The organism is Vreelandella rituensis, from assembly GCF_003336665.1.
Classification (GTDB): domain Bacteria; phylum Pseudomonadota; class Gammaproteobacteria; order Pseudomonadales; family Halomonadaceae; genus Vreelandella; species Vreelandella rituensis.
The window spans coordinates 1-26249 of record NZ_QPIJ01000042.1 but is presented as its reverse complement, the minus strand read 5'-3'; the positions used below and the strand labels follow the sequence as shown (position 1 = coordinate 26249).

Genomic DNA, 26249 nt, shown 5'->3' with positions numbered 1-26249 from the left:
CGCAATGCCCACTGCTCCAGGGAGGAAAGAACAACATGCCTGACAAGAAGTGCATCTGCATAGGCCTGGCAGCCGGCGTCATGCTGGCAGGAAGTGTCACCTCCATGGCCCAGCAGGAATCCATCGAAAATGATGATGTCATGGAGCCGCCGACTATCACCATCAGCGCGCCGCGCCTGGAGCGTAGCCTTTATGACACCCCCGCGGCGGTATCGGTACTGACTCGCGAGGAAATTCAGCGGGGACGGCAGGGCGTTCGTCTGGACGAGGCGCTGGTGAGGGTTCCGGGAATGTTCCTGCAAAACCGCGATAACTTCGCCCAAGGGCAGCGTATCTCGAGCCGGGGTTTCGGCGCGCGGGGTACGTTCGGCATCCGCGGGCTGCATATCCGTGTCGACGGCATTCCCTACACCCTGCCCGACGGTCAGGCCCAGATCGATGCTGTGGACCTGGACAGCGTCGAGCGCATCGAGGTGATCCGGGGTCCTTCTTCGGTACTTTACGGCAACGCCGCCGGCGGCGTGCTCGACATTACCACCGGCGATGGCCGCAAGATGCGCTACTCGCCGCTAGTCAAGCTTCAGAGTGGCAGCGACGACTTCAAGAAGCTTTCCCTTCGCCAGGGCGGCGAGAGCGGCAACTGGGTGCACAGTATCAGTGTCTCGGCGCTAGACTACGACGGCTATCGACAGCAGAGCGCGGTGGATAAGCGCCTGCTCAATGCCCAGGTTGGCTATCGTCTGGGCGACGACCGTACCCTCACCGCGCTGGTCAACCTTCTCGACATGCCGACCGCCGAAGACCCTAGTGCCCTCACCCTGGAGGAGGCCGCCGAGAATCCGCGTCAAGCCCGCGACGTGGCCGTCGCGCTGGATGCCGGTCAGGAGGTAGCCCAGCAGCTAATCGGCCTGCGCTACGCGGACCGCGGCTTCATCGGCGGCGAACTCGAGCTGCAGGGTTTTCTCAGCCGCCGAGACTTCGAACAGCAGCTACCCTTCCCCGGCAGCAGCCTGATCGACTATGAGCGCCTCTACTACGGTGGCGGTGCCAACTACACCGGGGCCACCACCCTAGGCGACCGGCCGCTGCGCTACATCACTGGTATCGATCTGGCGCGCCAGGAGGATGACCGCGGTCGTCATGCCGTGGATGGGCGGGGCAGGGTGATCGCAAGAACCGCTGACGAGCAGCAAAAAGCCACCGCGGCGGGGGTCTTCCTGCAAAGCGAACTGGGCCTTACCGAGGCCCTGGAACTCAGCGCCGGGCTTCGCCATGACCAAGTACGCATGAACATCGACGACCGGTTCCTGGAGGACGGGCGTGATGACAGCGGAGAACGGACCTTCCGCGAGTGGACCGGAAGCCTGGGACTGAGCTATCGCTACCACCTCAACCACCAGGCCTACGCTACCATCGGAAACGCCTTCGAGACGCCGACCTTCACCGAGTTCGCCCGCCCGGATGGCGGCGGCGGCTTCAACCCGCAGGTCGAGCCTCAGAGCGCTTTGAATCGTGAGGCCGGGCTGCGCGGCAACTTCAGCAACGGGATCTACTACGAGCTTGTCACCTTCTCGGTAGACGTCGACGACGAGCTGATTGGCTTCGAGGCCGATGATGGGCGCACCTACTACGAGAATGCCGGCAAGACCTCGCGGGATGGCATCGAGCTGAGCCTGGACTGGAGCCCCTCGCTGGCCTGGCGACTCACCAGCGCCCTAACCCTCGCCGATTACCGCTTCGACCGCTTTACTGACGGCGACCGGGATGTCGCCGGCAACCGCTTGCCAGGGCAACCCCGGCAAGTCTGGCACAACAGCCTGACCTGGTACGGCGACGGCGAGCGCTTTGCTACCTTGGAGACCCAGTACACCGGCGACTACTACGCCGAGAACGCTAACGAGGTGGCGGTGGACGACCATTGGGTGGTCAACCTGCGCGGCGGCGACGCTTGGCGGCTGGGTGGCGGCGATACGCGCCTCGCCCTCAACTTGGGTATCCGAAATCTCCTGGAGGAGGCCTACTTCGAGAACGTGCGGATCAACGCTTTCGGCGGGCGCTTCTACGAACCCGCCGCCGGCCGCACCTTCTACGCTGGGCTGGCGCTTGGCTTCTGAGACGTGGCCTCAACCCATCATTTTCTCAATCAGGACGTGATAAAAAGGTATGCCTATCATGACGTTGAGCGGGAAGGTCACGCCCAGCGATGCCAGCATCGCAAGGCCGATATTGGCTTGGGGAATGCTCGCGCGCATCGCCGCCGGCGCGGCAATATAAGAGGCGCTGGCGGTCAGGGCCGCGAGTATCACCACGGAGCCGATCGGCAGACCCAAGGCCACGCCCATGGCGATACCCAGCATCGCCAATAGTGGGGGTGTGACGATGGCAAACGTCAGCAGGCGCCAGTGGTGCCAAGGCAACGGGCGCAGCGTCTGGGCGGCGGTCAGCCCCATTTCCAGCAAAAACAGCGCCAGCACGCCCTTGAAGGCATTGGTGAACAGTGCGGTTACCTCGCCTCCCTGGACAGGTCCATAGAGCGCACCGATCAGCACGCCGCCGCCCAGCAGTATCACGCCGCGGTTGGTCAGGGTTTCGTGCCATAGCTTGCTGACGCTCTCGTTGACTTCGGCCCCTTGATGGCGGCGAAACAGTGCAATGGCGATCATGATCGCGGGCAGCTCCATCGCCACCAGATACAGGGTGACCTCGCTGCCTACCAGGAGGTCGCGCGCTTCGACGTAAGCCAGCGCAACGGCAAAGGTACCCGCGCTCACCGAGCCGTAGTGCGCCCCGATACTGGCGCTGTCGGCCGCCGAAAGCTGCACCAGGCGGCGCAGCACCGGCATCAGCATCAGCGGAATCAGCGCCGAAAGGAGCGCAACGCCGGCAAGCTCCGGCACCAGCCCCCAGTGCAGGTTGCCGTGTAGCGCCATGCCGCCTTTCAAGCCGATGGTCAGCATCAGCAACAGGCTGAGAGTGTCGTAGGTGGCCTTAGGGACTTGCAGGTCGGACTTCACTGCGCCGGCCACCAAGCCCAGCAGAAAAAACATCACCACGATATCAGGCATGGGTACATCGCTCCGCGAGTTGATTTGGTGCAGGAGTTTGCCCATGGTGGGCTTAGTCGACTAATAATAAATCGGGTTTTTAGCATAGATGATGTTCTATATGAGTTTATTACGATGAATATCCGCCATCTCACCTTTCGACTGTTGCAGGTCTATGTCAGCGTGGTGCGCTGCGGCTCCATCAGCGAAGCGGCGCGGCAACTCCACCTCACCCAGCCCACGGTCTCTCAACAGCTAAAGCGGCTGAGCGAAGCGGTGGGCGGCCCCTTGCTGGAGCATCATGCCCAGGGACTCAGGACGACCGACACCGGCCAAGCGCTCTACCAGGCGAGCCGCGACGTACTCGGCCGTTTCGAGGATTTCGCCGATCAGCTGGGGGCGCTGCAGCAAGGCAGCAAGGGACGCTTCAGCATTGCGCTGGTGAATACCGCCCAGTACGTGCTCCCACGCCTGTTGGGGCCTTTCAGTCATGCCTTCCCAGACGTCGATGTGACGGTGCATATCGGCAACCGCCGCCAGATGCTGACCCGCTTCGAGCGCCAGGAAGACGATATCTATGTGTTCAGCCACCCGCCTGCATTGGACCATGCGGTGGCCGCCCGCTTCATGCGTAACCCGCTGGTGGCGATTGCCTCTACCGCGCATCCGTTGGCTCAAGCGCCAGGGGTGCTCTCGATGGAACAGCTGCTCAACGAACGCTTGTTGCTGCGCGAGCCGGGTTCGGCCACGCGGATGCTGCTGGAAAGCTGGCTGCAGGAGCACGGTTTGGTGATGCGTTCGACCCTGCAAATGGCCAGTAACGAGGCGATTCGGGTGTCGGTAGGAGCCCAGATGGGCGTGGCGGTGCTCTCTGAGCATGTGTTGCCCAAGGAGCATCCCGAGCTTGCGGTACTGCGGGTAGAGGGCCTGCCGATCGAAAGCCATTGGCAGCTGATAATACGCAGTGATCGCCGCCTGCCGCAGCCGGCCCAGCGTTTCCTGCAGTACACCCGGGATCATCTGGAAGAGTGGATCGAGCCGCGATTCGTGTGCAACGAACTGGCCACGCTGTTCGAGGCGTTACCGTTCAGGTTGGAAGAAGATTAGCGTGATTTACGCAGGATTAGCGATCACTACCCAGCCATCTTCTTCGACGCTGACTGGCACAGCATCCAGGGCACACCCCAGTCCATGGCCACCGACGCCTTCGCCGGTCCGTGTTGAAAAACTCGCCTCATGGTTGGTGCAGCGCAAAATCTCGCCGTCTTGGCTCAGAATACGTTTGCCGCGCTGGTCCAACGGCAAGTACTGGTGGGGACAGGCGTTGACATAGGCGACAAGCGTGGATTCCAGCTTGATCAGTAGAAGTGGAAAACGTCCCTTTTCATTTTCCAGCGTGAGGCTAAGCGTGCTGTTGGGCAGCAACTCCTCCTCCTTTACGAGGCGTGTGCCCGGGGAAGGGGCGCTCCGATAACTCTGCCATGATTGGGACATACGCTGCTCTCGATGCTTGGTTGGTTATCAATGAATTCAGAAAAATAAGCTCACTCACTCACTCACTCGGGCAGGCGCCCTTGGCGGGCTAGGCGACGCTTTACCCAGCGCTGATAGAACCCGCTCAACATTGGCTTGATGCCGGGAAGCCCGATCAGCCAGGCCAATGGCTTGAGCCTGGGCGCGCGGTTCATCAGCAAGATATACGTATCGAGGCCGTTGTAGATCCGTCCCTGCTCATCTTCGACATGCAGCGATAAAAGGGCCTCTTGCGGGTCCACTCCTCGCTCGCGCAGCAGCGTTGCATTGTCGGTTACATCCACCCATTCGATACCCTTCGCCTGGCTGCCGGCAAGCCGTTCGTAGCGCTGCCTGTCCCGGCGGCAACCGGGGCATTTGGCGTCGTAATAAACGTAAAGCGTCGTCGGCTGGGTCATGGTTATCTCCTGGGTGGAGCGTTCAAAGGGCAAGGCGCCTTAGACCAGTGTCAACGTCCTAAGACGTTGAGGGAGGAGGATGTCAACGCGCTGATCATTCACTTGCCAGTGGACTTGGTAAAAGTTGATCCGCTTCAACCCATTTCATGCGCAAAGGCGACCACTTGGCGCTGCTCGCGTGAGAATTCCACCCCAATCAAATGAATGGGTTTACCCTGGGCCTGGTACTTCTCAGCGTAGCCCTTGTCTTTGATTTGCTGCAGCGCTTTGCCTTCCGGCACTTGCTCCACCACCTTGAATTCAAATAAATATAGATGGCCGTTGAAATCGACGCTCATGTCTATTTTGCCGACATTGCTTGCGTCTTCCACCACGATATCCAGGCCCAGCGCCGCGAAGTGACTATAGAAGACACTGGCGTAGTGGCCTTCATATTGAGCGATAGGGTTGTTGCGATACCAGTCATGGGGGAGGCTGGCATAGAGCGCCTTGAAGTGTTTTTCCAGGCCGGCCATGTCATTAGCCTGCAGTAACCGGAAAAGCGATAGACGTTGACGTGGACTTTCCCGAACGCCCAGTGCAGGGAGCAGCGCCTGGTTAAGGCTGGACTCCACTTCGCGGTTGGGATAGCCCAGCGTATAGAGCCAATAGCCGGTCATGGGTTCCTCGACCTGATGTGCCGTCAGGTAACCCGTCTGGAACAGTAGAGCTTCGGTGGTAATCTCATCCACATCGAAGCGGCCGAGTAATTCCGCCTCGGTTTGAAGCTTCTCGAACTGCGGCGTGTAGAGGCCTCGTTCGGCGAGCAACTTGACCAGAAAAGCGGGGGTAGCGGTTTCGAACCAGTAAGGAGCGAATTTGCGCTCCTGGAACAACAGCAACACATCGAAGGGATTGTAGACCGAGGTGGTGCTGCTATCGCCCCATCGATAGCCGTTATACCAGCGCTTGATCTCAGCGCGATCCAGTCCGGTAAGCTCGGGGGCAAACACGCTATCGAGATCCACGTCGGTATAGCCGCAGATAGTGGTGTAGTCCTGAGAGAGGGTAATGTCACGCAGGTTGTTCAGGCCCGAGAATAGACTGACCTTGCTGAATTTGGAGACACCAGTGAGCAAACAGAACTGCAGATGGGGATCGGCATCCTTGAGCACGGAGTAAAGATTCTTCAACCCTTCGCGTAACTCCCGCGCCACATCGGGCTCGGTGATGTTATCCAGGATGGGTGTGTCGTACTCGTCAATCAACACTACTACGCGTTGGCCATATTGCTGATGTGTCTGACGAATGAGGGCTGAGAACTCCCCGGGAATATCAGTATCGCGGGTAAGTGAAATTCCGAGTCGTTGTCGATTGACGAACAGCTGGTCGCGGATACGTTCATCCAGGGCGTCACGACTTTGCAATACGCCATCGGCAAAACTCAGCCGAATCACTGGATGACGGACTTGCCAATCCCATTTGTCGTGAATATACAGCCCCCGAAATAACGGCTCGTTAGCCTCGAACAGTTCCTTCAGCGTGTCCACCAGCAGGCTCTTTCCAAAACGACGAGGGCGCGACAAGAAATAGTATTTACCCTGATCGATCAGTCGGCGAATCTGCGGCGTCTTGTCGACGTAGTAGTACTCACCGTTGACCATGTCGGCGAAGGTCTGCACCCCGATGGGTAGCTTGCGTTTCGCGCTCATTTTATGTCGCTCCTGTTGCTTGCTGGGGCGCTGGTATGGCTATCTTAGCATGCTGCCAGGGTGTGCCAGAGGGCGGCATGAGAAACGCCTGCTTTCCCTGGGGCTCTCGCCCGCCGAATGTCAACGGCGAGCGCTGCTTGGTGCAAGGTGCGGCAGAGTTACAGGGTCATCGCGGCCACCCAGCCGAAGGCGAGCAGCGGGATATTATAGTGCAGGAAGGTGGGCACCACGCTGTCCCAGATATGGTCATGCTGGCCGTCGGCATTCAGGCCGGCGGTGGGGCCGAGCGTTGAGTCCGAGGCCGGAGAACCGGCATCCCCCAGGGCCGCAGCGGTACCCACCAGTGCAATGGTCGCCATCGGTGAGAAGCCGAAACTCAGTGCCAACGGCACATAGAGAGAGGCGATGATCGGAATCGTCGAGAAAGAGGAGCCGATGCCCATGGTGATGAACAAGCCCACCAGCAGCATCACCAAGGCGGCAAGCCCCTTGTTGTCCCCGATCAAGTCGGCGGAGCTTGCGACCAGGCCTTCCACTTCGCCGCTGGCCTGCATCACGCTGGCAAAGCCCGCCGCCGAAATCATGATGAAGCCGACCAGGGCCATCATGCGCATGCCTTCGGTGAAAATACCGTCCTGCTCATGCCAGCGGAACACGCCGCTTACCGAGAGCAGCGCGAAGCCGAAGATGCCACCGAGCACCATGGAACCGCTGAGTAGCTGAACGGTGACGGTCCCGATCAGCGCGGCCAGCAGCACAACCTTTTGCCAGGTGGCGAGATGGCGTGCCGCCTCGGCGGGCGTCTCATCGCCATGGGCCAGGTCCCGGTCTTCATAATCGCGCTTCTTGCGATAACTGAATAACACCGCGACAGCCAGCCCCAATGCCATTCCACCGATGGGAATCACCATCGCCATGGGCACCATCTGCCGGGTTACTTCCAGGCCTAGCTCGGCACCGCTTTCGTTGAGATTGGCCAGCAAAATGTCATTCAGAAAGATCGAGCCGAAACCCACCGGCAGCAACATGTAAGGCGCGGTGATACCGAAGGTGATCACACAGGCAACCACCCGCCGGTCGAGCCTGAGGTGATTCATGAGCTTGAGCAGGGGCGGCACCAGCACCGGAATGAAGGCGATATGCACCGGGATCAAATTCTGTGAACTGACCGATGCCGCCAATAGTGCTGCCAGCAGGGTGTAAATGATCAAACGGTGGTTATCGCCGGTAGCGCTTTTGGAATCGTTGAGATTAAGGCGGTGGATGGCACGGCTGGCGAGTAGCTCGGTGACGCCCGAACGCGACAGCGCCACGGCGAAAGCACCGAGCACCGCGTAAGACAGCGCAATGGTCGCGCCGTTACCCAGGCCGTCGTTGAAGGAATCGAGAATCTCGTCCAGAGGCATGCCGGCATACAGGCCGCCTACCAAGGCTGCGATAATCAGCGCAAACACCACGGAAACCCGGGCAAGACTTAGGCCAACCATGACCAGGATGGCAAGAACAATGGCATTCATAAGACTCTTGTAACTCGAAGGGGTGGGTAGCTCCCCCCGCTTTCTTGGAGGGGAAAAGAGGCCGCGCAGTTTAGCGGTTATCTGGGACAGGGCGCCAGTAACCAGCCTTTCATTCCCCTGGCGTTGAGCCTTCGGCCTCTCGAAAATGCTGGCCACGCAAGAAAGTATTTGCAGGTAGTAACGTTTGTTACTATATTCTTGGGGTCACCAGAACACGTCAGGTAACCAACAACAAGCAACCGGAGCAGCACATGATCAATATCCAGCAGATTCACCATGTGGCCTATCGTTGTAACGATGCCAAGGAAACCGTCGAGTGGTATCAGGACAAGCTCAACATGGATTTTCTGGTCGCGATTGCCGAAGACCGGGTACCTTCCACCAAGGAACCGGACCCTTACATGCATCTGTTTCTGGATGCGGGCCAAGGCAATATTCTGGCGTTTTTCGAAATTCCCAATTCGCCTCCCATGGGCCGGGACCCCAATACCCCGGAATGGGTGCAGCACATTGCCTTTCAGGTAGCGGATGAAAAGGCGCTGCTGGAAGCCAAGGCCGAACTGGAGGCCAAGGGCGTGGACGTGATTGGCCCGACTGAGCACGGCATCATCGGCTCGATCTACTTCTTCGACCCCAATGGCCACCGACTGGAGCTGACCTACGTGAAAGGCACGGCGGAGCAGATGAAGCAGCTCAAGGAAGTCGCCCCCGCCATGATCGAAGAATGGTCGGTCACCAAGAAAGCACCCAAGCATGCCGCCTGGCTGCACGAGGAAGAATTCACTCCTTGAGTCTGTCCTGCTCGGCAAGCTGGTGGGTGCGTTCCAGCAGCTTGTCGAGCAACCCATCGAGCAGTTGTCGTTCCTCAGCGCTCAGCGCGTCCAGCAGGTAGGCCTCTCTTTCCAGTACCAACGGTACGATATCCCGGTAAGTTTGCAGGCCTTTTTCCGTCAGTTGCAGGCGCAGGTAGCGCCGGTCATGCGCTGCCGGTTGCTGGAACAGAAGCCCGTGCTCGGTCATGCGGGAAATCGCCCGGCTCACTTGCATTTTTTCAAGATTGGTATGGATCGCGATATCCTTGGCGGAAAGCTCGGGATATTCGCTGAGGGTCGCCAGCACCCGCCATTCCTGATGCGTCAGATTGAAACGCCCAGTATACAACCGCCCCACAGCGGCACTCACGGCTGCCTGCAGATTGGCGAGGCGGTAGGGGAAGAAACGCTTCAATGTCAGTTGGGGAGTATCCGAATGAGTCACGATCTGGCGTCCGGTAGTAAGTGGGCAAAAATATTCAGCCGGTTCCCTGCAGGCTTATAGTTTCAAATGAAACAAATTTGATCCTGGTCAAGGCAGGCACTGACTATCGCAACGATACTGCGGTTAGTCTATGAAACTAGAATTAGAAGGGAGAACCGTCATGACTCATCCCCAATCTCAAGCCCCTGAAAGCCGTCCATCCTGGTGGGAACGTGTCAGTGAGCGTTGCTATCGGGCTTCCACCCCCGCGCTGGCGCGAGGTATGCAGAACGAGTCGCCGGGTGCCTTTCATGAGTTGGTCAACGATGTCACCCTGCCGCTGGATGCCACCTTCGAGCAGGAAGTGGCCAAACAGCTGGCACAGGGTACCTATGTCGGGTTTCGCCCCGCCCAATCATTGATGCCGGTGATGGTGCAGCGCTTCGGCCTGGTGCTCGAAAACCTCGGCGAGAAGCAAGCATCTCTCGAAACCACCTGCAATGCATGCCCTGTGGTTGGCCATTGCTGGAAGTCGCTGCGCCACACCACCGATGTCGAGACCTTCCGCGACTTCTGCCCCAACGCCGAGTCGTTCGATCGGATGGGTGCTCAGGTCAAAGAGTAACCTTTCGAGGCTCTTTCGTTTCACGCGTAAACCCCGGCTCTGTCGGGGTTTAGTCGTTCAGGACTCTTGCCGACAGAGCGCCACCAGGCGCGCCTTGGAAGGAACGCCGAGCTTGGCATAGGCGCGCTTGCGGTAGGTCTCGGTGGTGGAAAGCGCGATATGGAGCTCGGCGGCAGCGCTCTTGAGGGTGTGGCCACGTAACAGATACAGGCACAGCTGACGCTCACGCTCGGAGAGCGGCGCCAATACCGCGACTTCATGGGCGCTAGGTTGCTCGGGCCCGGCGCGGGTGCTGCTGTAATGGCGGCGAATCAAACTGGCCAACAGCGGCGCCAGGCCATTCAGGCAGGCCAGATCGGTCGAAGTGAAAGGGCCCCGCTGGGTGTCTCGATAGAGATTGAGATAATAGGCACCGTCACTGGCCGCCACGTTGAGCGAGACTTTGTCGATAAGATCGGGAAAAGCGAACAGATGACTGCGATACGAAGGTGACATGGCCTCGCCCTGCATGGTGGTCAATTCTTCGCTGGAAAGATTTCCCCGGCTGTCGACCAACCGGCGCAGGTGCAGGTAATTGGGGTCCTGGCGAAACAATCCACCGGCATAAAGCCGAGCCAGGCGCCCGGCCACCCGCGGTTTATTCTGATTGGCGGCCAACAGGCAGTCGACTTCGTCATTACCGGCGTAGGCAAAGATCATGCATTGCTCAATGCCCACGGCCTGTTGCAGCAAGGCGAGCAATTGGGTTTCGAAGGCGTCGCTTCCCATCGCCTCGATGCAAGTGGCCACGCCGGGCAACAGGCTCGGCCAGTCGGTCAGCTGGGTGTCGAAAGGTTCGTTCATGGAAGGCCTTGGTAGTGATGCGGTTTAAACATATCGCAGTGTCCCTGCTTTTGCGGGACAACCCCCCGGGCGACTTGGGTATAGGCTATCCCTGAGCTGAACTTACCCGTTTTGTACTTACTATTCGTAAAATTAAAACAACAGTAACAGGAGACGCCATGCGACCCGCCGGCAAGGGCGAGCTCGACTCGCTGTATTTCGATTATCCGCATTTTCCCTTCGTGCGTCCCGCTGAATTGAACGGCGATCAACCCCGCCATCGAGTGGCCATCGTGGGGGCGGGGCCGGTCGGCGTAGCGGCCGCACTCGAGTTGGCCCGCCAGGGTATCGAGTCGGTGGTGCTCGATGACAAGACCACGCTCAACGACGGGTCCAGGGCGATCTGTCTTTCGCGCCACAGCCTGGAAATCCTCCAGCAGCTGGGTGTCGAAAAGCCGTTTATCGAAAAGGCCTTGGGCTGGACGAGAGGGCGCACCTATTTTCATGACCATGAAGTCTATCGCTTCGAGATGCCGCACTCCGACCAGGAGCGTTTTCTGCCGATGTACAACCTGCAACAGCAGTACATCGAGCAGTTTCTGGTCGACGCGGCCATGCAGAGCGGCTTGATCGAGATGCGCTGGCAGCAAACGGTCACCGACGTGACACAGAGCGACGACGGCGTGACCTTGAGCGTCAACACCCCCGAAGGCGACTATCGGCTTGAGGCCGATTATCTGCTGGCGGCCGACGGGGGGCGTAGCGTGGTACGCAAGGCATTTGATCTGCCCTTGCACGGGGAGGCTTACGAAGGCCGTTATGTGATTGCCGATGTACGCATGACATCCGACTTTCCCACCGAACGCCGGGCCTTTTTCAGCCCCTCCGTGATGCCCGAGTCCACGCTTTTAGTGCACAAGCAGCCCGACGATATCTGGCGTATCGACTATCAATTGCTGCCCAATGAGGACCCCGACTTGGCGGTGACCGAGGCGGCCATCCGCGAACGCGTGGGCTTGATTATCGAGATGCTTGGCGAAGACAGCGATTGGGAACTTGAGTGGTGGAGTCTCTACAAGGCCTACACCCTGGCGCTGGATGATTATCGTCATGGGCGCGTGCTGTTCATTGGCGACAGTGCCCATCTGGTGCCCATCTTCGGGGTGCGCGGGCTCAATAACGGCCTGGCGGATGCGGTCAATGCCGCCTGGAAGCTGGCCTGGGTGCTCAAGGGCGAGGCATCGGAGAAGCTGCTGGATAGCTATAGCCCGGAACGGCGTGGGGCCACACTGGAAGTCTTCACCAACGCTGGCAAGAGTACCCGCTTCATGACCCCGCCCAGCCGTGGCTATCGCCTGATGCGCGATGCCGCTTTATCGCTGGCGCTGCGTAACGACTACGCCAGCAACTTCGCCGACCCGCGTCAGGTCACTCCCTACACCTATGCCGAAAGCCCGGTAACCCCGGCCGGTGACGCCGGTTTCACCGCCGGTCCGATGCCCGGGGCACCCTTGATCAACCGCCGCCTGGGCGAAGACGATTTTCTGCTCGATCATCTGGGCGTGGGATTCAACCTGCTGGTGTTCAGCGAGGATGGCAGCGTGACGCCTGAATTGCAGGCGGCATTGACCGACCTGCAGGCACGTCAGACCGGCCTGGATGTGCTGGTTATCGCGCGTCATCCCAAAACGGCACCCTTGGGCACCACCCTGGTCGATCGGCAGGGCGCTTGCTTCGATGGCTATGACGCCGAACCCGGCAGTGTTTATCTGGTGCGCCCGGATCGCCATGTCACGGCCCGCTGGAAGACACTCGATGCTTCCACCCTGAACACCGCCTTCAAGACTGCTCTGGGAGAACACTGATGACCACGCCGACTTCGATGCAGACACAAGCACAGCCACAGCCACAGCCAACCTTGCCGTTTTCCGACCTCGAAGAGGTCTATGAGCAACTGGCCGTGACGCTGGATGCGTTACCCGAGACGCAGGAAACGTTGTTTCTTGCCCAGCTGGCGCTGGCGCTGGCCCATCGTGTGCCCGACGTGGCGCAGGTGATGGCGGCGATACGGGAAGCGCGCGACGGCCTGGAAACGTAGTCATCAAAGGGCTAGCCCTTGGCAATCGGAATGGCGGTTTCTTCCTTGATATTACGCAGCACGAAGTTGGAACTGACCTGGGAAATACCGTTGAGGGTGAAGAGTTTCTCGTTGAGAAAGCGGTCATAGGCCGCCATGTCCTCGATCACCACGCGCAGCACGAAGTCGGCGTTGCCGGTGGTGGCGTAGCACTGCAGCACTTCCGGGTACTGCAGGATACGATTTTCGAACTCGGCGGTATTGTCGATATGGTGGCGAACCAGCGTCACCATCACCAACGCCGATAACGGCTGTCCCACCCGGCTGGGTTCCACCAGTGCGGCGAAGCGGCGGATGACGCCGCTCTCTTCCAAGGCCTTGACCCGGCGCCAGCAGGCGGCGGGCGAAAGGCCGATCTGTTCGGCGAGTTCATTGTTGGTGATGCGCCCCTGCTGCTGAAGTAGCGTGAGAATGCGCCGGTCATGCCCGTCCAGGGTGGTTTCTTTGGTGGTCTCTTTCATGGTCATATTTCATATTTTGGTGAATTGCTGAATATAATTGCGTTAAAGTTAAAAAAATGAAAGGAATTGTTGAAACATAGGGTTTTGAAGAGTGTTTTAGCAAGCACCTTTAGCGCGCTCTTGGCTAGACTTCAGGTCATTACAACCATAATTTTCCGACCTGACTGGTGACACCTCATGACAACCTCTCCTCGTGTCGATATCACGCTCGATGACTATGCGCTGGCTGACCGCTATAGCCGTGGCCAGGGGCGTATTTTTCTGACCGGTACCCAGGCACTGGTGCGTATCGCCCTGCGCCAGGCCGAGCTTGACCGCCGTGACGGCCGCCAGACGGCGGGGCTGATCAGCGGTTACCGTGGTTCGCCCCTGGGTGGGGTCGATCAGGCGATCTGGCAGGCCAAGGCCGCCATGGACGAGCATAAAATCGACTTCGTGCCCGCGATCAACGAGGACCTTGCCGCGACCATGATGCTGGGTTGCCAGCAGGTCGAGACCGACCCCGAGCGGCAAGTGGAAGGCGTGTTCGGCATGTGGTACGGCAAGGGGCCGGGGGTCGACCGGGCGGGCGATGCCTTGAAGCATGGCAACGCCTACGGCAGCTCGCCCACCGGCGGTGTGCTGGTGGTGGCCGGTGACGACCACGGTTGCGTGTCGTCCTCGATGCCGCACCAGTCGGATGTGGCCTTCATGGCCTGGTTCATGCCGGTGGTGAGCCCCGCGTCATTGGCGGAATACGAAAGCTTCGGCCTGTGGGGGTATGCCCTGTCGCGGTTCTCCGGTTGCTGGGTGGGCTTCAAGGCCGTTTCCGAAACCGTGGAAAGCGGTGCTTCGGTCGAGGTGCCGCCGTTGCCCGACTATGTGATGCCCGATTTCATCATGCCCGAAGGTGGGCTGCACTACCGTTGGCCCGACTTGCCGGGGCCTCAGCTCGAGACCCGCCTTGAGCACAAGCTGGCCGCCGTGCAAGCCTTTGCTGCGGCCAACCCCATCGATCAGCGGCTGTTCCGCCACGAGCATGCAAGCTTCGGGCTCGTCACCACGGGCAAGGGGCACTTGGATCTGCTCGAGGCGCTGCGCCTGCTGGGGCTGGATGAAGCCAAGCTGGGCGAACTGGGGGTCGAGCTCTACAAGGTCGGCATGGTCTGGCCGCTGCACCGGCGGGGCATCCTGGAGTTCATCCATGGCAAGCGCGAGGTGCTGGTCATTGAAGAAAAGCGCGGGATCATCGAAAGCCAGCTGAAGGAGTACATGTCGGAACCCGATCACCCCGGCGAAGTACTGGTAACCGGCAAGCAGGATGAAACCGGCAAGCCGCTGATTCCCTTTGTCGGCGAACTTGGCCCGCGTCTTTTGGCGGGTTTCGTGGCGGAGCGTCTGGAGCGCTTTTTCGGGATTGATCTCAGCGAAAACCTGGCGGCGATCGATCGTTGCCAGGCCGGGGTCAAGGAATTGGGTGGCGTACGCCGCATGCCGTATTTCTGTTCAGGTTGCCCGCACAACAGCTCGACCAAGGTGCCCGAAGGCAGCAAGGCCCTGGCGGGCATCGGTTGCCATTTCATGGCCTCATGGATGGATCGCAGCACCGAATCACTGATCCAGATGGGCGGTGAAGGCGTCAATTGGGTGGGCAAGAGCCGCTTTACCGGCAACGGCCACATCTTCCAGAACCTCGGCGAAGGCACCTGGTTTCACTCGGGGTCGATGGCGGTGCGCCAGGCCGTGGCCGCCAACGTCAATATCACCTACAAGATCCTGTTCAACGATGCCGTGGCCATGACCGGCGGCCAGCCGGTGGACGGCCAGATCAGCGTGCCGATGATCGCCCGCCAATCGCTGGACGAAGGCGTGCGCCGGGTGATGGTGGTGAGTGACGAACCGGAGAAATACCGCGGTCATGAAAAGGAATTTCCCAAGGGCGTGACCTTTCACGGGCGCGAGGAGATGGATACCTTGCAGCGTGAGTTGCGCGAGATCCCGGGCTGCACCGTGCTGATCTATGACCAGGCCTGCGCGGCGGAAAAACGTCGGCGTCGCAAGCGCGGTTTGCTGGAAGACCCGGCACGCCGGGTGTTCATCAACCACCACGTCTGCGAGGGTTGCGGCGACTGCTCGGTACAGTCCAACTGCCTGTCGGTGGTGCCGCGTGAGACCGAACTGGGTCGCAAGCGCAAGATCGATCAATCCTCCTGCAACAAGGACATGTCCTGCGTGAGTGGTTTTTGTCCCAGTTTTGTCACCGTCGAAGGCGGCGAGCTGCGCAAAGGTCAGGGCGTGACGGCAGATAACGCCTTCTGGGAACGCATTTCACGCTTGCCGACCCCGACGCTTGCCAGTCTCCAGGCGCCTTATGACCTCCTGGTAGGCGGTGTGGGCGGCACCGGGGTGGTCACGGTAGGCCAGCTGATCACCATGGCCGCGCACCTGGAAGGCAAGGGCGCCAGTGTGCTCGACTTCATGGGCTTCGCTCAGAAGGGCGGGGCAGTACTCAGTTACGTTCGCCTGGCGCCACTGCCGGGCGAGCTGAATCAGGTGCGTATCGAAACCGGCCAGGCCGACGCCCTGATCGCCTGCGACATGGTGGTGGCAAGTTCTCAGAAAGCGCTGAATGTGCTGCAGCCGACCACCCGAATCGTTGCCAACCTGGCGGAGCTGGCCACCGCGGATTACGTCCTGTACCGCGATGCCGACATGCAGCCCGACAAGCGCCTGCAACTGCTACGTGACGCCGTGGGTGAGTCGCGTTTCGCCACCCTGGATGCCAATCGCCTCGCCGAACAGCTGCTGGGGGATACGGTGTTTTCCAACATGATGATGCTGGGCTTCGCTTGGCAACAAGGGCTGGTGCCGCTTTCCGAACCGGCGCTGCAGCGGGCCCTTGAACTCAACGGCGTGGCGGTGGAAAAGAACCGTCAGGCATTCGCCTGGGGACGTCTGGCGGCGGTGGAACCCAACTACCTCCAACAGCGCCTGGATGCCGTGCCGCTGCCCACGGGTGCCACATTGGACGACGTGGTGGCGCGTAACGGCCGCTACCTGGAGCGCTACCAGAACCGTGCCCTGGCCGAGCGCTACGCCGCGCGGATGACCCAGGTGCGTGAGGCCGAGGCGCCCCTGGGCGCTGGCGAAGCGTTGAGCGAGGCAGTCGCTCAGCAGCTCTACCGCTTGATGGCCTACAAGGATGAGTACGAAGTGGCGCGGCTGTACACCCAGAGCGATTTCCTCGACGAGGTCAAGGCCACCTTTGCCGGTGATTATCGGTTGAACATCCACCTGGCACCGCCGCTTCTGGGTGGGCGCAAGGATACCCAGGGGCGCCCGGTGAAACGCCGTTTCGGCCCTTGGGTGCTGAAGGCGATGGGAGTGCTGGCGAAGATGCGCGGTTTGCGCAATACCGCCCTCGACCCCTTCCGTTTCAGTGCCGACCGCAAGCTCGATCGCAAGTTGCTGGCGGATTACGAGCAGCTGGTCGATGAATTGCTGGTGCGTCTGGACGGCAGCAACCACGCCACGGCATTGGCCCTGGCCAAACTGCCGGAAGAGGTGCGTGGCTACGGCCCGGTACGTGAGCAGGCCGCCGAGAAAGCCGCCGAGCGTCAGGCCCGGCTGCTCAAGGAGCTGCGCGAAGACAAGCCGGTGACCATTGCCTCAGTGGCCTGATTCCGGTTTGCTGTCGACTGCCTGAGCCGGTGCTGCGTGGTGACGCACCAGGCTCAGGTAACTCACCAGCGCAAGCAGCCCGGAAGCACCGATCGCCAGCGCCATGGTGAGCGATGTGCCGTCATGCAATTGCCCGACCACGCCGCCGACCACGGCGGCGATGCTCATCTGCAAGAAGCCGAATAGCGAGGACGCCGCCCCGGCACAGTGGGGGTTGGGCGAAAGCGCACCGGCCATGGTCTGCGGCATGAGAATACCCACACCTATCATGAAGATCACATGGGGACCGACCACCGCCCAGGGCGCAAAGACCCCGGCGATGGCCAGTGCCGCCATGCTGCCCCCCCCCAATGCGCACAGCAGCGTTCCCCGCTGTATCAGACGGTCGCGTCCCAGACGGTGACTATAACGGCCACTGAGCAAGGTCCCGGTGAAAAAACCGGCCACGATCAGGATAAAGAAAAGCCCGTAATGAAAGGGCGCGACACCCAGAAACTCGATCAACACGAACGAGGAACCGGAAAGATAGGCGAACAACCCGGAAAAGGCGGCGGCATTGGTCAAGGTGTAACCGATGAAGGCGCGCTGGGTAAGCAACATGCGAAAATTGCTCAGGATGGCGCCCGGATGAATCGACTGGCGATGCTCGAGTGGTAATGACTCGGGCAGGGCCAGGCTGAGGATCAGCAACATCACGCCGGCATACAGCGCCAGCACCACGAACACCGACTCCCAGCCGAAGAACACCAGCAGCCCGGCGCCTACCAAGGGGGCCAGTGCCGGCGCCAACGCCATGGCACTGGCCATGTAGGAAAGGATTCGCCCGGCTTCCAGGGGGCCGTAAATATCACGTACTGCCGCCCGCCCCAATACCGGGCCGGCAGCGCCGCCGAAGGCTTGCAGAAAACGCCCTATCAGCAACACCTCGATGCTGGGCGCAAAGGCACACAACAGGCTGGCCAGCAAAAAGAGTGTAATCCCCCCGACCATGATCGGCTTGCGGCCGAACCGGTCGGAAAGCGGCCCGCAGAGCAGCTGCGCCATGGCGAAACCCGCCATGTAAAGGCTGAGGGTCAATTGCACCTGGTCGGGACCGGTATTCAAGGCTTCGGCCATGGCCGGCATGGCCGGCAGATACATATCGGTTGCCAAGGGGCCCAGCGCCGTCAGGGCCGCGAGCACCGCAACGGTGGTGGGGGACGTCAGCTTCAGCACCCGAATCTCCTTGGGCAGCCGAGGAGTGGGCGGGGCTGCCTTGAAAGCAATGGAACGAGAAGTGGGTGCGATCCCCAAGGAGCACACCCACTTAATTAGCCTGCTTATTGTAACCGCAAAACGCTCATCTGTTCAGTCGGTATTCGTCTGCTCAGTTGGCGTCAGGCTGTTCGCCGGGCGCTGCCAGGCGAAATGCTTCCAGGGCGCGGCAGTTGGCGGTAATGCGCTGGATGGTCGGATAGGCCGCCAGATCGCATTCAAAGCGTTCGGCGTTGAACACCTGGGGGACCAGGCAAAGATCCGCCAGGGTGGGTGTATCGCCGTGGCAGAAGTCGCCGGTACCGGCGGCCGGTGTGAGCATCGACTCCAGGGCATCGAAGCCTTCGATGACCCAGTGGCGATACCACGTCAGCTTGTCCTGCTCACTGACGCCCAGCTCGCCCACCAGGTACTTCAGCACCCGCAGGTTGTTGAGCGGATGCATTTCACAGGCGACCAGCTGCGCCAGTGCCCGCACCCGGGCGCGCTCCTCGAGATTGTCGGGAAGCAGGGCCGGGGTGGGGTAGCGCTCCTCGAGATACTCGCAGATCGCCAGCGATTGGGTGAGCGGCACGCCTTCCTCGGTCTCCAACACGGGCACCAGCCCCTGGGGATTGAGCGTGCGGTAAGCATCACCGCGGTTCTCGCCCTTGACCAGGTTGACCGGGGCCTGCTCATGCGCCAGGCCCTTCAGGTTCAGCGCGATGCGTACCCGATAGGCGGCCGACGAACGAAAATAGCCGTGTAGCGTCGTCATGCGAACTCCTCAGGCCTTGGGCTTGTACTCGACGACCCGCTGATCGATAGTGCCGAAAATGTTGTTGCCATCGCCGTCGAACATCTCGATGCGCACCCGGTCACCAAAGCGCATGAAGGAGGTCTTGACTTCATCGTGGAGAATCTTTTCCACCATGCGGATTTCCGCAAGGCAGCTGTAACCCACGCCGCCGTCAGCCACTGGCTTTCCGGGGCCGCCGTCCGGATCGGGGTTGGAAACGGTGCCCGAGCCGACGATGGCCCCGGCCCCCAGGTAACGCGTCTTGGCAGCGTGGGCGACCAGCTGCGGAAAGCTGAAAATCATGTCGGGACCGGCTTGCGGCTCGCCGAATTTCTCGCCGTTGAAATGCACCGTCAGCGGCAAGTGCACCTTGCCTTCCTGCCAGGCGTCGCCGAGCTCGTCTGGCGTGACGCAGATCGGTGAGAAGCTCGAGGCCGGTTTGGCCTGGAAGAAACCAAAGCCTTTGGCGAGTTCTCCCGGAATCAAGCCACGCAAGCTGACGTCGTTGACCAGCATGATCAGCTTGATATGACCGGCGGCCTGTTCCGGGGTGACATTCATGGGCACATCGTCGGTGATCACGGCGATTTCGCCTTCGAAATCGATGCCGTGCTCTTCACTGACGGCTTCGATGTCTTCGGTCGGCGCCAGGAAGCTATCGCCGCCGCCCTGGTACATCAAGGGGTCGGTCCAGAAAGTGTCCGGCATCTCGGCGTTGCGCGCCTGGCGCACCAGCTTGACGTGATTGAGGTAGGCGGAGCCGTCGGCCCAGTGGTAGCTGCGCGGCAACGGCGAGTGCAGGGCGCTCTGATCCAGATCGAAAGCACCTTCGGCCTTGCCCTCATTGAGCTGGGCGTAGCGCGCGTCGAGCTTGGGCGCCAAGGAATCCCAGTTCTCGATGGCTTGCTGCAGGGTGGCGGCAATGTCGGTGGCGCGCACGGCACGGGTCAGGTCTTTCGAGACCACGAGCAGTTCGCCGTCGCGGCCGATGTTGAGGGTAGCGAGCTTCATCGTTGTTCAATCCTTCTTGTCAGGGGCGTTATGGTAGGAGGCCGATTTGTCGGGCGAGCTTTTTGTTAACCCCTCGCGCGCTAGAGCACCCTCCTACTTGACGGTGCCGTTACGGCTTGGTCGGGTCGAAGTGCGAGCGCAAAGTCGACCACACATCGACATAGTCGCGTTGACGAATATCGGCATTCAGCGCCGCTTCAGTCGGATGGTAGACGTAGCGACTCTCGAACATGAAGGCCATGGTATCGCTCTGATGCTGGGGTGTCAGGTCAGCGTGGGTGGCCTTCTCGAAGGTGTCGGCGTCGGGGCCATGGGGCGACATGCAGTTATGCAGGCTGGCGCCGCCGGGGAGGAAGCCTTCCGCCTTGGCATCGTATTCACCGTGAATCAAGCCCATGAACTCGCTCATCAGGTTGCGATGAAAGTAGGGTGGGCGGAAGGTGCTCTCGGCCACCATCCAGCGCGGCGGGAAGATCACGAAGTCCAGGTTGGCCGTTCCCGGCGTATCGGATGCCGAGGTCAGTACGGTGAAGATCGACGGGTCGGGATGGTCGAAACTCACCGTATTGATAGTGTTGAAGTTAGCCAGGTTGTACTTGTAGGGCGCGACGTTGCCATGCCAGGCCACCACGTCCAGCGGTGAGTGCGAAAGCTTGGTTTCCCAGAAGCGTCCGGAGAACTTGGCCACCAGCGAATAGTCGCCTTCCAGGTCTTCGTAGCTGGCCACGGGGCTCAAGAAATCCCGCGGGTTGGCCAGGCCGTTGGCACCGATCGGGCCGAGTCCCGGCAGTTCCAGAGGGTTGCCATAGTTTTCGCAGATATAGCCACGGGCGGCGTCCGCGCCCTCGCCCAGACGCACCTGGAACTTGATGCCGCGGGGAATCACGCCAATTTCGCCATTGGCGATATCCAGCTCGCCCAGCTCGGTGCGCAGGCGCAGCGTGCCCAGTTGCGGCACGATCAGCAGTTCGCCGTCGGCGTTATAGAAGAAGCGCTCGGTCATGTCGCGGTTGAAGGCATAGACATGCACCCCGACCCCGCTTTGAGCACCGGCATCGCCATTGACCGCAATCGTCAGCAGGCCGTCGATGAAATCGGTAGGCTCGGCGGGCACCGGCAGCGGGTCCCAGCGCATCTGGTTGGGGTCGGCCGCAGGCTTGGCCAGCGGCGCGGTAGCTACGGCTTTTTCCTTCAGCGGCTGGTAGGCGCTCTGTACCACCGACGGGCGGATACGGTAGAGCCAGCTGCGCAGGTTCTGGTGGCGTGGCGCGGTGAACGCCGAGCCGGTGTACTGCTCGGCATATAGGCCATAGGCGCAGCGCTGCGGGGAATTCTGGCCTTTCGGCAAGGCGTCGGGCAGGGCTTCCGTGGCGAAGTGATTACGAAAACCACTCTGATAATCCAGTGTTTCGGTACTCATGAAAACCTCTTCTCAGCCTTGTTGCAGGGAGTGCTGTGGGGTCACGGCTTGTCCGGCAATGCCTAGCGCTTCTTCAAGCACCTGCTGGTCACCGATATGGTTGGCCAGCAACAGGATCAGGCGGGCATTGATGCGTTCGCTTTCCTCGTCGCTACGCTCGCGGTGGGTGGCGGTCAAGGCCGCGTAGAAAGCATCCGGGTGCGTGAAATTGGGAGTGAGTTCAAGCCGTGGCATAGCGTTTCTCCACTTCGTCAAGATGAGCGCCCAGGGCGCAGGCAAGGGCGCTGTTCACCGCCTCGGCGGAAACCTCGGCCCAGCGGGCGGTGACATGCTGATCGGGGCGCACGAGATAGCCCGCACCACCGCTCAGCCGATAGCGCTCACGGACCGACCCTTGAGCATCGTCGATCACCCGACTGCGTGGCAATTCGCTGAGCTCGGCGGGGGCCGGCCCCACAATCAACAGGTCCAGATCAGGTTGCTTGTCCAGCAACGCCCTGAGCTCGGCACCCAGGGAGGCCGCCCGCTCGCTTTCGACGCGCCCGTCAAGCAGCAGCACGAAGCGGTCACCGAGCTGGTTGAGCAGCCAGGCAGCGTTGCCGTCCTGCTTGATCGGGGCATCCTTGGCCGGAGTGCCGGGGCGCAACTCTGCGGGAAAGCCATCATCATCGGTACCGTTGAGCGGTGACTCATCGTAATGACAGGGCAGCGACAGGCGGCCGCTGTTAACCAGGCTGCGGGCGAAGGGATAGTGCTCCGCCAGTTCCAGGGTGGTATCGCGGAACAGCCGGCTGACACGGCTCTTGGGCGTGATGAAGTCGGTGGCTCGGGTGGAGTTGAGAATGTTTTCCTTGGCCCCGTGCTGGCGCTCGGTGTTGTAGGTCTCGAGTAGGGCCTGGGGCGCTTGACCCTTGAGTACCCGCGCCAGTTTCCACGCCAGGTTGTCGGTGCTCTGAAGGGCGCCGTTGGCACCGCGAGCGCCGAAGGGTGACACTTGATGCGCGGCATCGCCCATGAAGAACACCCGATTGTGGATGAAGTTGTCCATCATGCGACAGCGGAAGGTGTAGACGCTGGCCCATTCCAGGTCGAACTCGACATCCTCGCCGAGCATCTGCTGCACGCGGGGGCGAATGTTCTCTTCCTTCTTCTCTTCTTCCGGATCAGCGTCCCAGCCCAGCTGGAAATCGATACGCCAGACATTGTCCGGCTGCTTGTGCAGCAGGACCGATTGGTCGGGATGAAAGGGCGGGTCGAACCAGAACCAGCGCTCGGTCGGAAACTCGGCTTTCATCACCACGTCGGCGATCAGGAAGCGATCCTGGAATACCTGGCCTTTGCTTTCCAGCCCCAGGATGTCGCGAATCTTGCTGTTGGCGCCGTCGGCCACCAGCAGGTAGTCACAGCTCAGCTGGTAGTCGCCGTCTTCGGTGGTGACTGAAACGAGGGTACGTTCGGCCTGGCTGTCCACCGTGGTGACCTTGTGCATCCAGCGCAGATCGATTTGATCCTTGAGCTCGTCGGCGCGGTTGACCAGGTATTCTTCGAAATAATACTGCTGCAGGTTGATGAAAGCCGGTACGCGATGGCCTTCTTCGGGCAGCAGGTTGAAGTCATAGACTTCGCGTTCCTGGAAAAACACGCGGCCATGTTGCCAGGTGACGCCCTTGTCCAGCATCGGCTGAGCGGCCCCCAGGCGGTCGAGAATTTCCAGGGTACGCTTGGAGAAACAGATCGCTCTCGAACCCACGCTCACGGTGTTGTTGTCATCCAGCACGACGCTATCGATGCCCTGCTGGGCCAGGTCGATGGCGACAGCCAGGCCGCTGGGGCCGGCGCCGACGATAACCACCGGGCAATGGCGGACGTCGCTGCGGTCCAGTTCCGGCGGGCGATGGTAGGGATAGACGGGATTTTTATAGGTTGTAATCATGCAACTCTCCCATGGCATCGCCGTGGCACGCAGCCCGGCGATGCATCTTGATCCCGGCTGACCGGGAAGCTAACGGCTATTGAATGTTTCGATTGCCGGTTTTCAGTGACTGGCTGTCGATTACTGCTTTTCGAGAACGTCCTGCAGCGAATGCCACATTTCAGTGTCGCGCTCGGCGGTCCAGATGCGTGGGTCCGGATACTCGCCGCCGGCTTCGTCATAACAACGCGTCACATCGAACGGCAGGCAGTGATCGAAGATCACCCAGTGGCCGTACTTGGGCTTAAGCTTGGCGTAAGTCTCGGCATAGCACTCGGAAAGAGGTTTGCCGGCTGCCTTGCCTGCCTTGACGCTTTCGTACATGTCGCCCAGAAAGTCGCGTGTGCCTTGAATCGCTTCCTGACATTTTTCCGGGGTTTCCAGGGCGTCGCCGCGTCCGGGTACCAGTTTCTGCGGCTGCATGGCCTGCAGACGATCCAAGGTGGCGGGCCAGTCTTCGTGATAGGCATCGCCGGTATAAGGCGTGGCGCCGTATTCGACCAGATCACCGGCGAACATGATTTTTTCTTCAGGCAGCCAGACGATGGTGTCGCCCTTGGTGTGGCCGCGGCCCAGGTGGATGATGCGCACTTCGCGCTTACCCATGAAGACGGTGAGTTCTTCCTGGAAGACGATGTTGGGCCAGGTCAGGCCAGGTACCGATTCGACGCCCTGGAACAGGCGCGGGAAACGCCCGACTTCAGATTCGTAATCCTGCTGGCCGCGTTCGACGATCAGGTCGTAAGTGTTCTGGCTGGCATAGATGTTTTCAGCGTTATACGCCGAGGCGCCCAGTACGCGTACCGCATGGTAGTGGGTCATCAGCACATGCTTGATCGGCAGGTCGGTGACTTCACGAATGCGACGGATCACATCCTGGGCCATGATCGGTGTGGCCTGGGTGTCGATGACCATTACGCTGTCGTCGCCAATGATGATGCCGCTGTTGGGGTCACCTTCGGCCGTGTAGGCGTAGAGACCCTCGGCCAGCTTGGTAAAACTGATGTTCTTTTCTTCGGTGTCGGCGTGGGATGCGAATTTCTTGCTCATGGTTCCTCCAATATCGTCAGGGCATCATGCTCGGCAATGTTCCCGGTGGGACTTGCCGTGGCATGAGGATGTCGCTCGATCATAGTTTCCAATGAAACTATGTGTCCAGTAATCCACCAAGTTAATTCGTTAGCTAGCTAGTAAGTTGAGTCAAAAAATTGTTTCTAATCATGGTTTTTTCGGTTTTTTAACACATAAGTATAATAGTGATTTTCGCAAATTAGTTGCGAAAGAGAGTATCTGTCGGCATGGTAAAAGCGTCAGGATGCCTAAGGCTGGGTCTCTTCTTCGCCTGCTGTTCAGCAAGAGCCAGCCATGACAACAATATGGCGCAAAGGCGCCTCACCCGTGACGACGAGGTACATACATGAATAATTCAACCCGCCTGATGATCGGTGCCGTGGCAGCGGTTGGCTTGAGTCTCGGGACACAAGCCCTGGCCCAGACCACTATTACAGTAAGCACCTGGGGTGGGCCTAACCATGGGGTCAACACCATGGTCTGGCCGACCTGGAAAGCGTGGATCGAAGAAGCGACCGATGACCGCGTGACCGTCGAGGTGATTCACGACATGGGGCCACCGGCGTCGCAAATGGCCTTGGTAGCGGATGGTGTCGCGGATGCCAGCTGGATCTTCCATGCGCATATGGCGGGCCGTTTCCTGGCCACCCAGTTGCCGGAATTCCCCACGTTCGAAGACTTCTCTTCCGAAGATGCCGCTGCCGCCTATTGGCATACCCACCAAGAGCATCTGGCTCAGGCCGGTGAGCATCGTGGCATCGATGTCATGGCGATGGGCGTCCATGGTCCGGGACAAATCTTCACTCGCGACAAGGTCGAAGACATCGACGGCCTGGCCGGCAAGCGCCTGCGTGTCGGAGGCGGCGTGATGAGTGGTCTCGCCGATGCGATGGACGTGATCGGTGTGGCCCTGCCGCCTACCGGCGTCTACGAGGCGGCTTCTCAAGGCGTGGTTGATGGGGCCATGCTGACCTTGGAAAGCCTGAAAAGCTTTCGTGTGGCGGAAGTCGCGCCGCATACGTTGACCGTGGACGGTGGTTTTTACCGCGGCAGCTTCGCCATCGTGGTCAACCCGATGATCTGGGATCAGATGTCCGAGGAAGACCGCGAGGCGGTGCATAGCGTCTCCGGCGAGCCGCTCTCCCGCTTGTTCGGCTACATGATGGACGTTTCCGACGAGCGCGGTGTCGAGTTCGGCAAGGCGGAAGGGCAGACCTTCACCCCCGTGCCGGAAGGCGATGTCGAAACGCTGCGTGATATTACCGATCAATTGATTGCCGACTGGTCCGAATCCGTCAGCGAACGTGGTGTCGATGCAGAAGAGGCGTTGGCGTATTTCTACGATCAGCTGGACGTTGCCGCCGAGCAGGACAGTATCGCTCCGCGCGTCGTGGAACATTAACCACCGGTCCCGGGAGACTAGATAATGCAGACCCTGACGAGTCGCTGGTCGAACGTCGGTAAGGTCATGCAGCTGGGACTGGAGGGGGTGGCGGGCGCCACCCTCTTTGCCTTGATGCTGCTGACCACCGCCGATGTCGTCGGCCGTTATTTCTTCAATGCCCCCATTCTCGGCACCGTCGAACTCACCCAGCAGATGCTGGCGGCGGTGGTGTTCC

The 26249-nt window shown here is 60.3% G+C and carries 24 protein-coding genes; 9 read left to right on the top strand and 15 right to left on the bottom strand.

Features of this window, described 5'->3' with window-relative positions:
- Positions 1–35 precede the first annotated feature (35 nt).
- Positions 36–2114 (top strand): TonB-dependent receptor family protein, encoded by a 2079-nt coding sequence (locus DU506_RS15335; RefSeq protein ID WP_114487774.1) that lies wholly within the window; start codon positions 36–38, stop codon positions 2112–2114.
- A 9-nt stretch (positions 2115–2123) separates the two neighbouring features.
- Here the strand turns inward: DU506_RS15335 and DU506_RS15330 are convergent, their stop codons facing one another.
- A complete protein-coding gene (locus tag DU506_RS15330) occupies positions 2124–3065 on the bottom strand; it encodes a sodium-dependent bicarbonate transport family permease (RefSeq protein WP_114487773.1) in 942 nt (313 codons plus the stop codon).
- Between the two features lie 114 nt (positions 3066–3179).
- Between DU506_RS15330 and DU506_RS15325 the strand changes: the two genes are divergently transcribed.
- The gene (locus DU506_RS15325) at positions 3180–4151 is read left to right on the top strand and encodes a LysR family transcriptional regulator (RefSeq protein WP_114487772.1); all 972 of its coding nucleotides are present in this window, start codon (positions 3180–3182) and stop codon (positions 4149–4151) included.
- 6 nt (positions 4152–4157) lie between these two features.
- Here DU506_RS15325 and DU506_RS15320 read toward each other — a convergent pair whose 3' ends face one another.
- From DU506_RS15320 to DU506_RS15305, 4 genes are all read right to left on the bottom strand, one after another.
- Entirely contained in the window at positions 4158–4469 is a 312-nt protein-coding gene (locus DU506_RS15320) for a Rieske (2Fe-2S) protein (RefSeq protein ID WP_235825678.1), read from the bottom strand.
- Between the two features lie 131 nt (positions 4470–4600).
- Positions 4601–4975 (bottom strand): thiol-disulfide oxidoreductase DCC family protein, encoded by a 375-nt coding sequence (locus DU506_RS15315; protein ID WP_114487770.1) that lies wholly within the window; start codon positions 4973–4975, stop codon positions 4601–4603.
- A gap of 134 nt (positions 4976–5109) precedes the next feature.
- Positions 5110–6666: an ATP-binding protein gene (locus DU506_RS15310; protein ID WP_114487769.1), complete on the bottom strand. Its 1557-nt coding sequence runs from the start codon at positions 6664–6666 to the stop codon at positions 5110–5112.
- 158 nt (positions 6667–6824) lie between these two features.
- Positions 6825–8183 carry a Na+/H+ antiporter family protein gene (locus tag DU506_RS15305; protein WP_114487768.1) on the bottom strand — a complete coding sequence of 453 codons (1359 nt, stop codon included), beginning with the start codon at positions 8181–8183 and terminating at the stop codon, positions 6825–6827.
- A gap of 251 nt (positions 8184–8434) precedes the next feature.
- Between DU506_RS15305 and DU506_RS15300 the strand changes: the two genes are divergently transcribed.
- A complete protein-coding gene (locus DU506_RS15300; RefSeq protein WP_114487767.1) occupies positions 8435–8974 on the top strand; it encodes a VOC family protein in 540 nt (179 codons plus the stop codon).
- Here the strand turns inward: DU506_RS15300 and DU506_RS15295 are convergent.
- On the bottom strand, positions 8964–9440 hold the full coding sequence (locus tag DU506_RS15295; protein ID WP_220254407.1) for a MarR family winged helix-turn-helix transcriptional regulator: 477 nt from the start codon (positions 9438–9440) through the stop codon (positions 8964–8966). The genes DU506_RS15300 and DU506_RS15295 overlap by 11 nt on opposite strands.
- Positions 9441–9600: 160 nt before the next feature.
- On the opposite strand from DU506_RS15295, the gene DU506_RS15290 reads away from it, so the two are divergent.
- A complete protein-coding gene (locus DU506_RS15290; RefSeq protein WP_114487766.1) occupies positions 9601–10044 on the top strand; it encodes a hypothetical protein in 444 nt (147 codons plus the stop codon).
- Between the two features lie 57 nt (positions 10045–10101).
- Here the strand turns inward: DU506_RS15290 and DU506_RS15285 are convergent, their stop codons facing one another.
- Positions 10102–10887 (bottom strand): LuxR C-terminal-related transcriptional regulator, encoded by a 786-nt coding sequence (locus tag DU506_RS15285; protein ID WP_114487765.1) that lies wholly within the window; start codon positions 10885–10887, stop codon positions 10102–10104.
- A 158-nt stretch (positions 10888–11045) separates the two neighbouring features.
- Here DU506_RS15285 and DU506_RS15280 point away from each other — a divergent pair, with 158 nt between their 5' ends.
- Both DU506_RS15280 and DU506_RS15275 read left to right on the top strand, forming a co-directional pair.
- Positions 11046–12731 carry an FAD-dependent monooxygenase gene (locus tag DU506_RS15280; RefSeq protein WP_114487764.1) on the top strand — a complete coding sequence of 562 codons (1686 nt, stop codon included), beginning with the start codon at positions 11046–11048 and terminating at the stop codon, positions 12729–12731.
- A complete protein-coding gene (locus tag DU506_RS15275; RefSeq protein WP_235825676.1) occupies positions 12731–12964 on the top strand; it encodes a hypothetical protein in 234 nt (77 codons plus the stop codon). Before DU506_RS15280 ends, DU506_RS15275 begins: the two co-directional genes overlap by 1 nt.
- An 11-nt stretch (positions 12965–12975) precedes the next feature.
- On the opposite strand, the gene DU506_RS15270 is transcribed toward DU506_RS15275, so the two are convergent.
- A complete protein-coding gene (locus DU506_RS15270) occupies positions 12976–13464 on the bottom strand; it encodes an Lrp/AsnC family transcriptional regulator (RefSeq protein WP_114487763.1) in 489 nt (162 codons plus the stop codon).
- 177 nt (positions 13465–13641) lie between these two features.
- On the opposite strand from DU506_RS15270, the gene DU506_RS15265 reads away from it, so the two are divergent.
- Complete coding sequence (locus DU506_RS15265; protein WP_114487762.1) at positions 13642–17124, top strand: indolepyruvate ferredoxin oxidoreductase family protein; 3483 nt, start codon at positions 13642–13644, stop codon at positions 17122–17124.
- On the opposite strand, the gene DU506_RS15260 is transcribed toward DU506_RS15265, so the two are convergent.
- The 7 genes from DU506_RS15260 to DU506_RS15230 all read right to left on the bottom strand — a co-directional run bounded on the left by DU506_RS15260 (position 17113) and on the right by DU506_RS15230 (position 24609).
- Entirely contained in the window at positions 17113–18339 is a 1227-nt protein-coding gene (locus DU506_RS15260) for a multidrug effflux MFS transporter (protein WP_114487761.1), read from the bottom strand. The two genes, DU506_RS15265 and DU506_RS15260, sit on opposite strands and share 12 nt — an antisense overlap.
- 151 nt (positions 18340–18490) lie before the next feature.
- Positions 18491–19135, bottom strand: a complete 645-nt coding sequence (gene maiA / locus DU506_RS15255) for a maleylacetoacetate isomerase (protein ID WP_114487760.1) — start codon at positions 19133–19135, stop codon at positions 18491–18493.
- Between the two features lie 9 nt (positions 19136–19144).
- Entirely contained in the window at positions 19145–20167 is a 1023-nt protein-coding gene (locus DU506_RS15250; RefSeq protein WP_114487759.1) for a fumarylacetoacetate hydrolase family protein, read from the bottom strand.
- 109 nt (positions 20168–20276) lie between these two features.
- A complete protein-coding gene (hmgA, locus tag DU506_RS15245; protein WP_114487758.1) occupies positions 20277–21587 on the bottom strand; it encodes a homogentisate 1,2-dioxygenase in 1311 nt (436 codons plus the stop codon).
- A gap of 12 nt (positions 21588–21599) precedes the next feature.
- A complete protein-coding gene (locus DU506_RS15240) occupies positions 21600–21821 on the bottom strand; it encodes a DUF2783 domain-containing protein (protein ID WP_114487757.1) in 222 nt (73 codons plus the stop codon).
- The gene (locus DU506_RS15235; RefSeq protein WP_114487756.1) at positions 21808–23520 is read right to left on the bottom strand and encodes an FAD-dependent oxidoreductase; all 1713 of its coding nucleotides are present in this window, start codon (positions 23518–23520) and stop codon (positions 21808–21810) included. The genes DU506_RS15240 and DU506_RS15235 overlap by 14 nt, the downstream gene beginning before the upstream one ends.
- 120 nt (positions 23521–23640) lie before the next feature.
- Positions 23641–24609, bottom strand: coding sequence for an MBL fold metallo-hydrolase (locus tag DU506_RS15230; protein WP_114487755.1), 969 nt, complete (start codon positions 24607–24609; stop codon positions 23641–23643).
- A 367-nt stretch (positions 24610–24976) separates the two neighbouring features.
- On the opposite strand from DU506_RS15230, the gene DU506_RS15225 reads away from it, so the two are divergent.
- Positions 24977–26032 (top strand): TRAP transporter substrate-binding protein, encoded by a 1056-nt coding sequence (locus DU506_RS15225; RefSeq protein ID WP_114487754.1) that lies wholly within the window; start codon positions 24977–24979, stop codon positions 26030–26032.
- Positions 26033–26056: 24 nt separating this feature from the next.
- The coding region (locus DU506_RS15220) for a TRAP transporter small permease subunit (RefSeq protein ID WP_220254405.1) at positions 26057–26249 on the top strand (193 nt) is incomplete at its 3' end.

Bases quoted from the DNA above. Each gene is read 5' to 3' on its own strand.
- DU506_RS15305 (WP_114487768.1), bottom strand. From the start codon at position 8,183: ATGAATGCCATTGTTCTTGCCATCCTGGTCATGGTTGGCCTAAGTCTT.
- DU506_RS15235 (WP_114487756.1), bottom strand. From the start codon at position 23,520: ATGATTACAACCTATAAAAATCCCGTCTATCCCTACCATCGCCCGCCG.
- DU506_RS15310 (WP_114487769.1), bottom strand. From the start codon at position 6,666: ATGAGCGCGAAACGCAAGCTACCCATCGGGGTGCAGACCTTCGCCGAC.
- hmgA (WP_114487758.1), bottom strand. From the start codon at position 21,587: ATGAGTACCGAAACACTGGATTATCAGAGTGGTTTTCGTAATCACTTC.
- DU506_RS15225 (WP_114487754.1), top strand. From the start codon at position 24,977: ATGAATAATTCAACCCGCCTGATGATCGGTGCCGTGGCAGCGGTTGGC.
- DU506_RS15330 (WP_114487773.1), bottom strand. From the start codon at position 3,065: ATGCCTGATATCGTGGTGATGTTTTTTCTGCTGGGCTTGGTGGCCGGC.
- DU506_RS15290 (WP_114487766.1), top strand. From the start codon at position 9,601: ATGACTCATCCCCAATCTCAAGCCCCTGAAAGCCGTCCATCCTGGTGG.
- DU506_RS15285 (WP_114487765.1), bottom strand. From the start codon at position 10,887: ATGAACGAACCTTTCGACACCCAGCTGACCGACTGGCCGAGCCTGTTG.
- DU506_RS15265 (WP_114487762.1), top strand. From the start codon at position 13,642: ATGACAACCTCTCCTCGTGTCGATATCACGCTCGATGACTATGCGCTG.
- DU506_RS15335 (WP_114487774.1), top strand. From the start codon at position 36: ATGCCTGACAAGAAGTGCATCTGCATAGGCCTGGCAGCCGGCGTCATG.
- DU506_RS15250 (WP_114487759.1), bottom strand. From the start codon at position 20,167: ATGAAGCTCGCTACCCTCAACATCGGCCGCGACGGCGAACTGCTCGTG.
- DU506_RS15240 (WP_114487757.1), bottom strand. From the start codon at position 21,821: ATGCCACGGCTTGAACTCACTCCCAATTTCACGCACCCGGATGCTTTC.
- DU506_RS15270 (WP_114487763.1), bottom strand. From the start codon at position 13,464: ATGAAAGAGACCACCAAAGAAACCACCCTGGACGGGCATGACCGGCGC.
- DU506_RS15275 (WP_235825676.1), top strand. From the start codon at position 12,731: ATGACCACGCCGACTTCGATGCAGACACAAGCACAGCCACAGCCACAG.
- DU506_RS15315 (WP_114487770.1), bottom strand. From the start codon at position 4,975: ATGACCCAGCCGACGACGCTTTACGTTTATTACGACGCCAAATGCCCC.
- DU506_RS15230 (WP_114487755.1), bottom strand. From the start codon at position 24,609: ATGAGCAAGAAATTCGCATCCCACGCCGACACCGAAGAAAAGAACATC.
- DU506_RS15300 (WP_114487767.1), top strand. From the start codon at position 8,435: ATGATCAATATCCAGCAGATTCACCATGTGGCCTATCGTTGTAACGAT.
- DU506_RS15280 (WP_114487764.1), top strand. From the start codon at position 11,046: ATGCGACCCGCCGGCAAGGGCGAGCTCGACTCGCTGTATTTCGATTAT.
- DU506_RS15325 (WP_114487772.1), top strand. From the start codon at position 3,180: ATGAATATCCGCCATCTCACCTTTCGACTGTTGCAGGTCTATGTCAGC.
- maiA (WP_114487760.1), bottom strand. From the start codon at position 19,135: ATGACGACGCTACACGGCTATTTTCGTTCGTCGGCCGCCTATCGGGTA.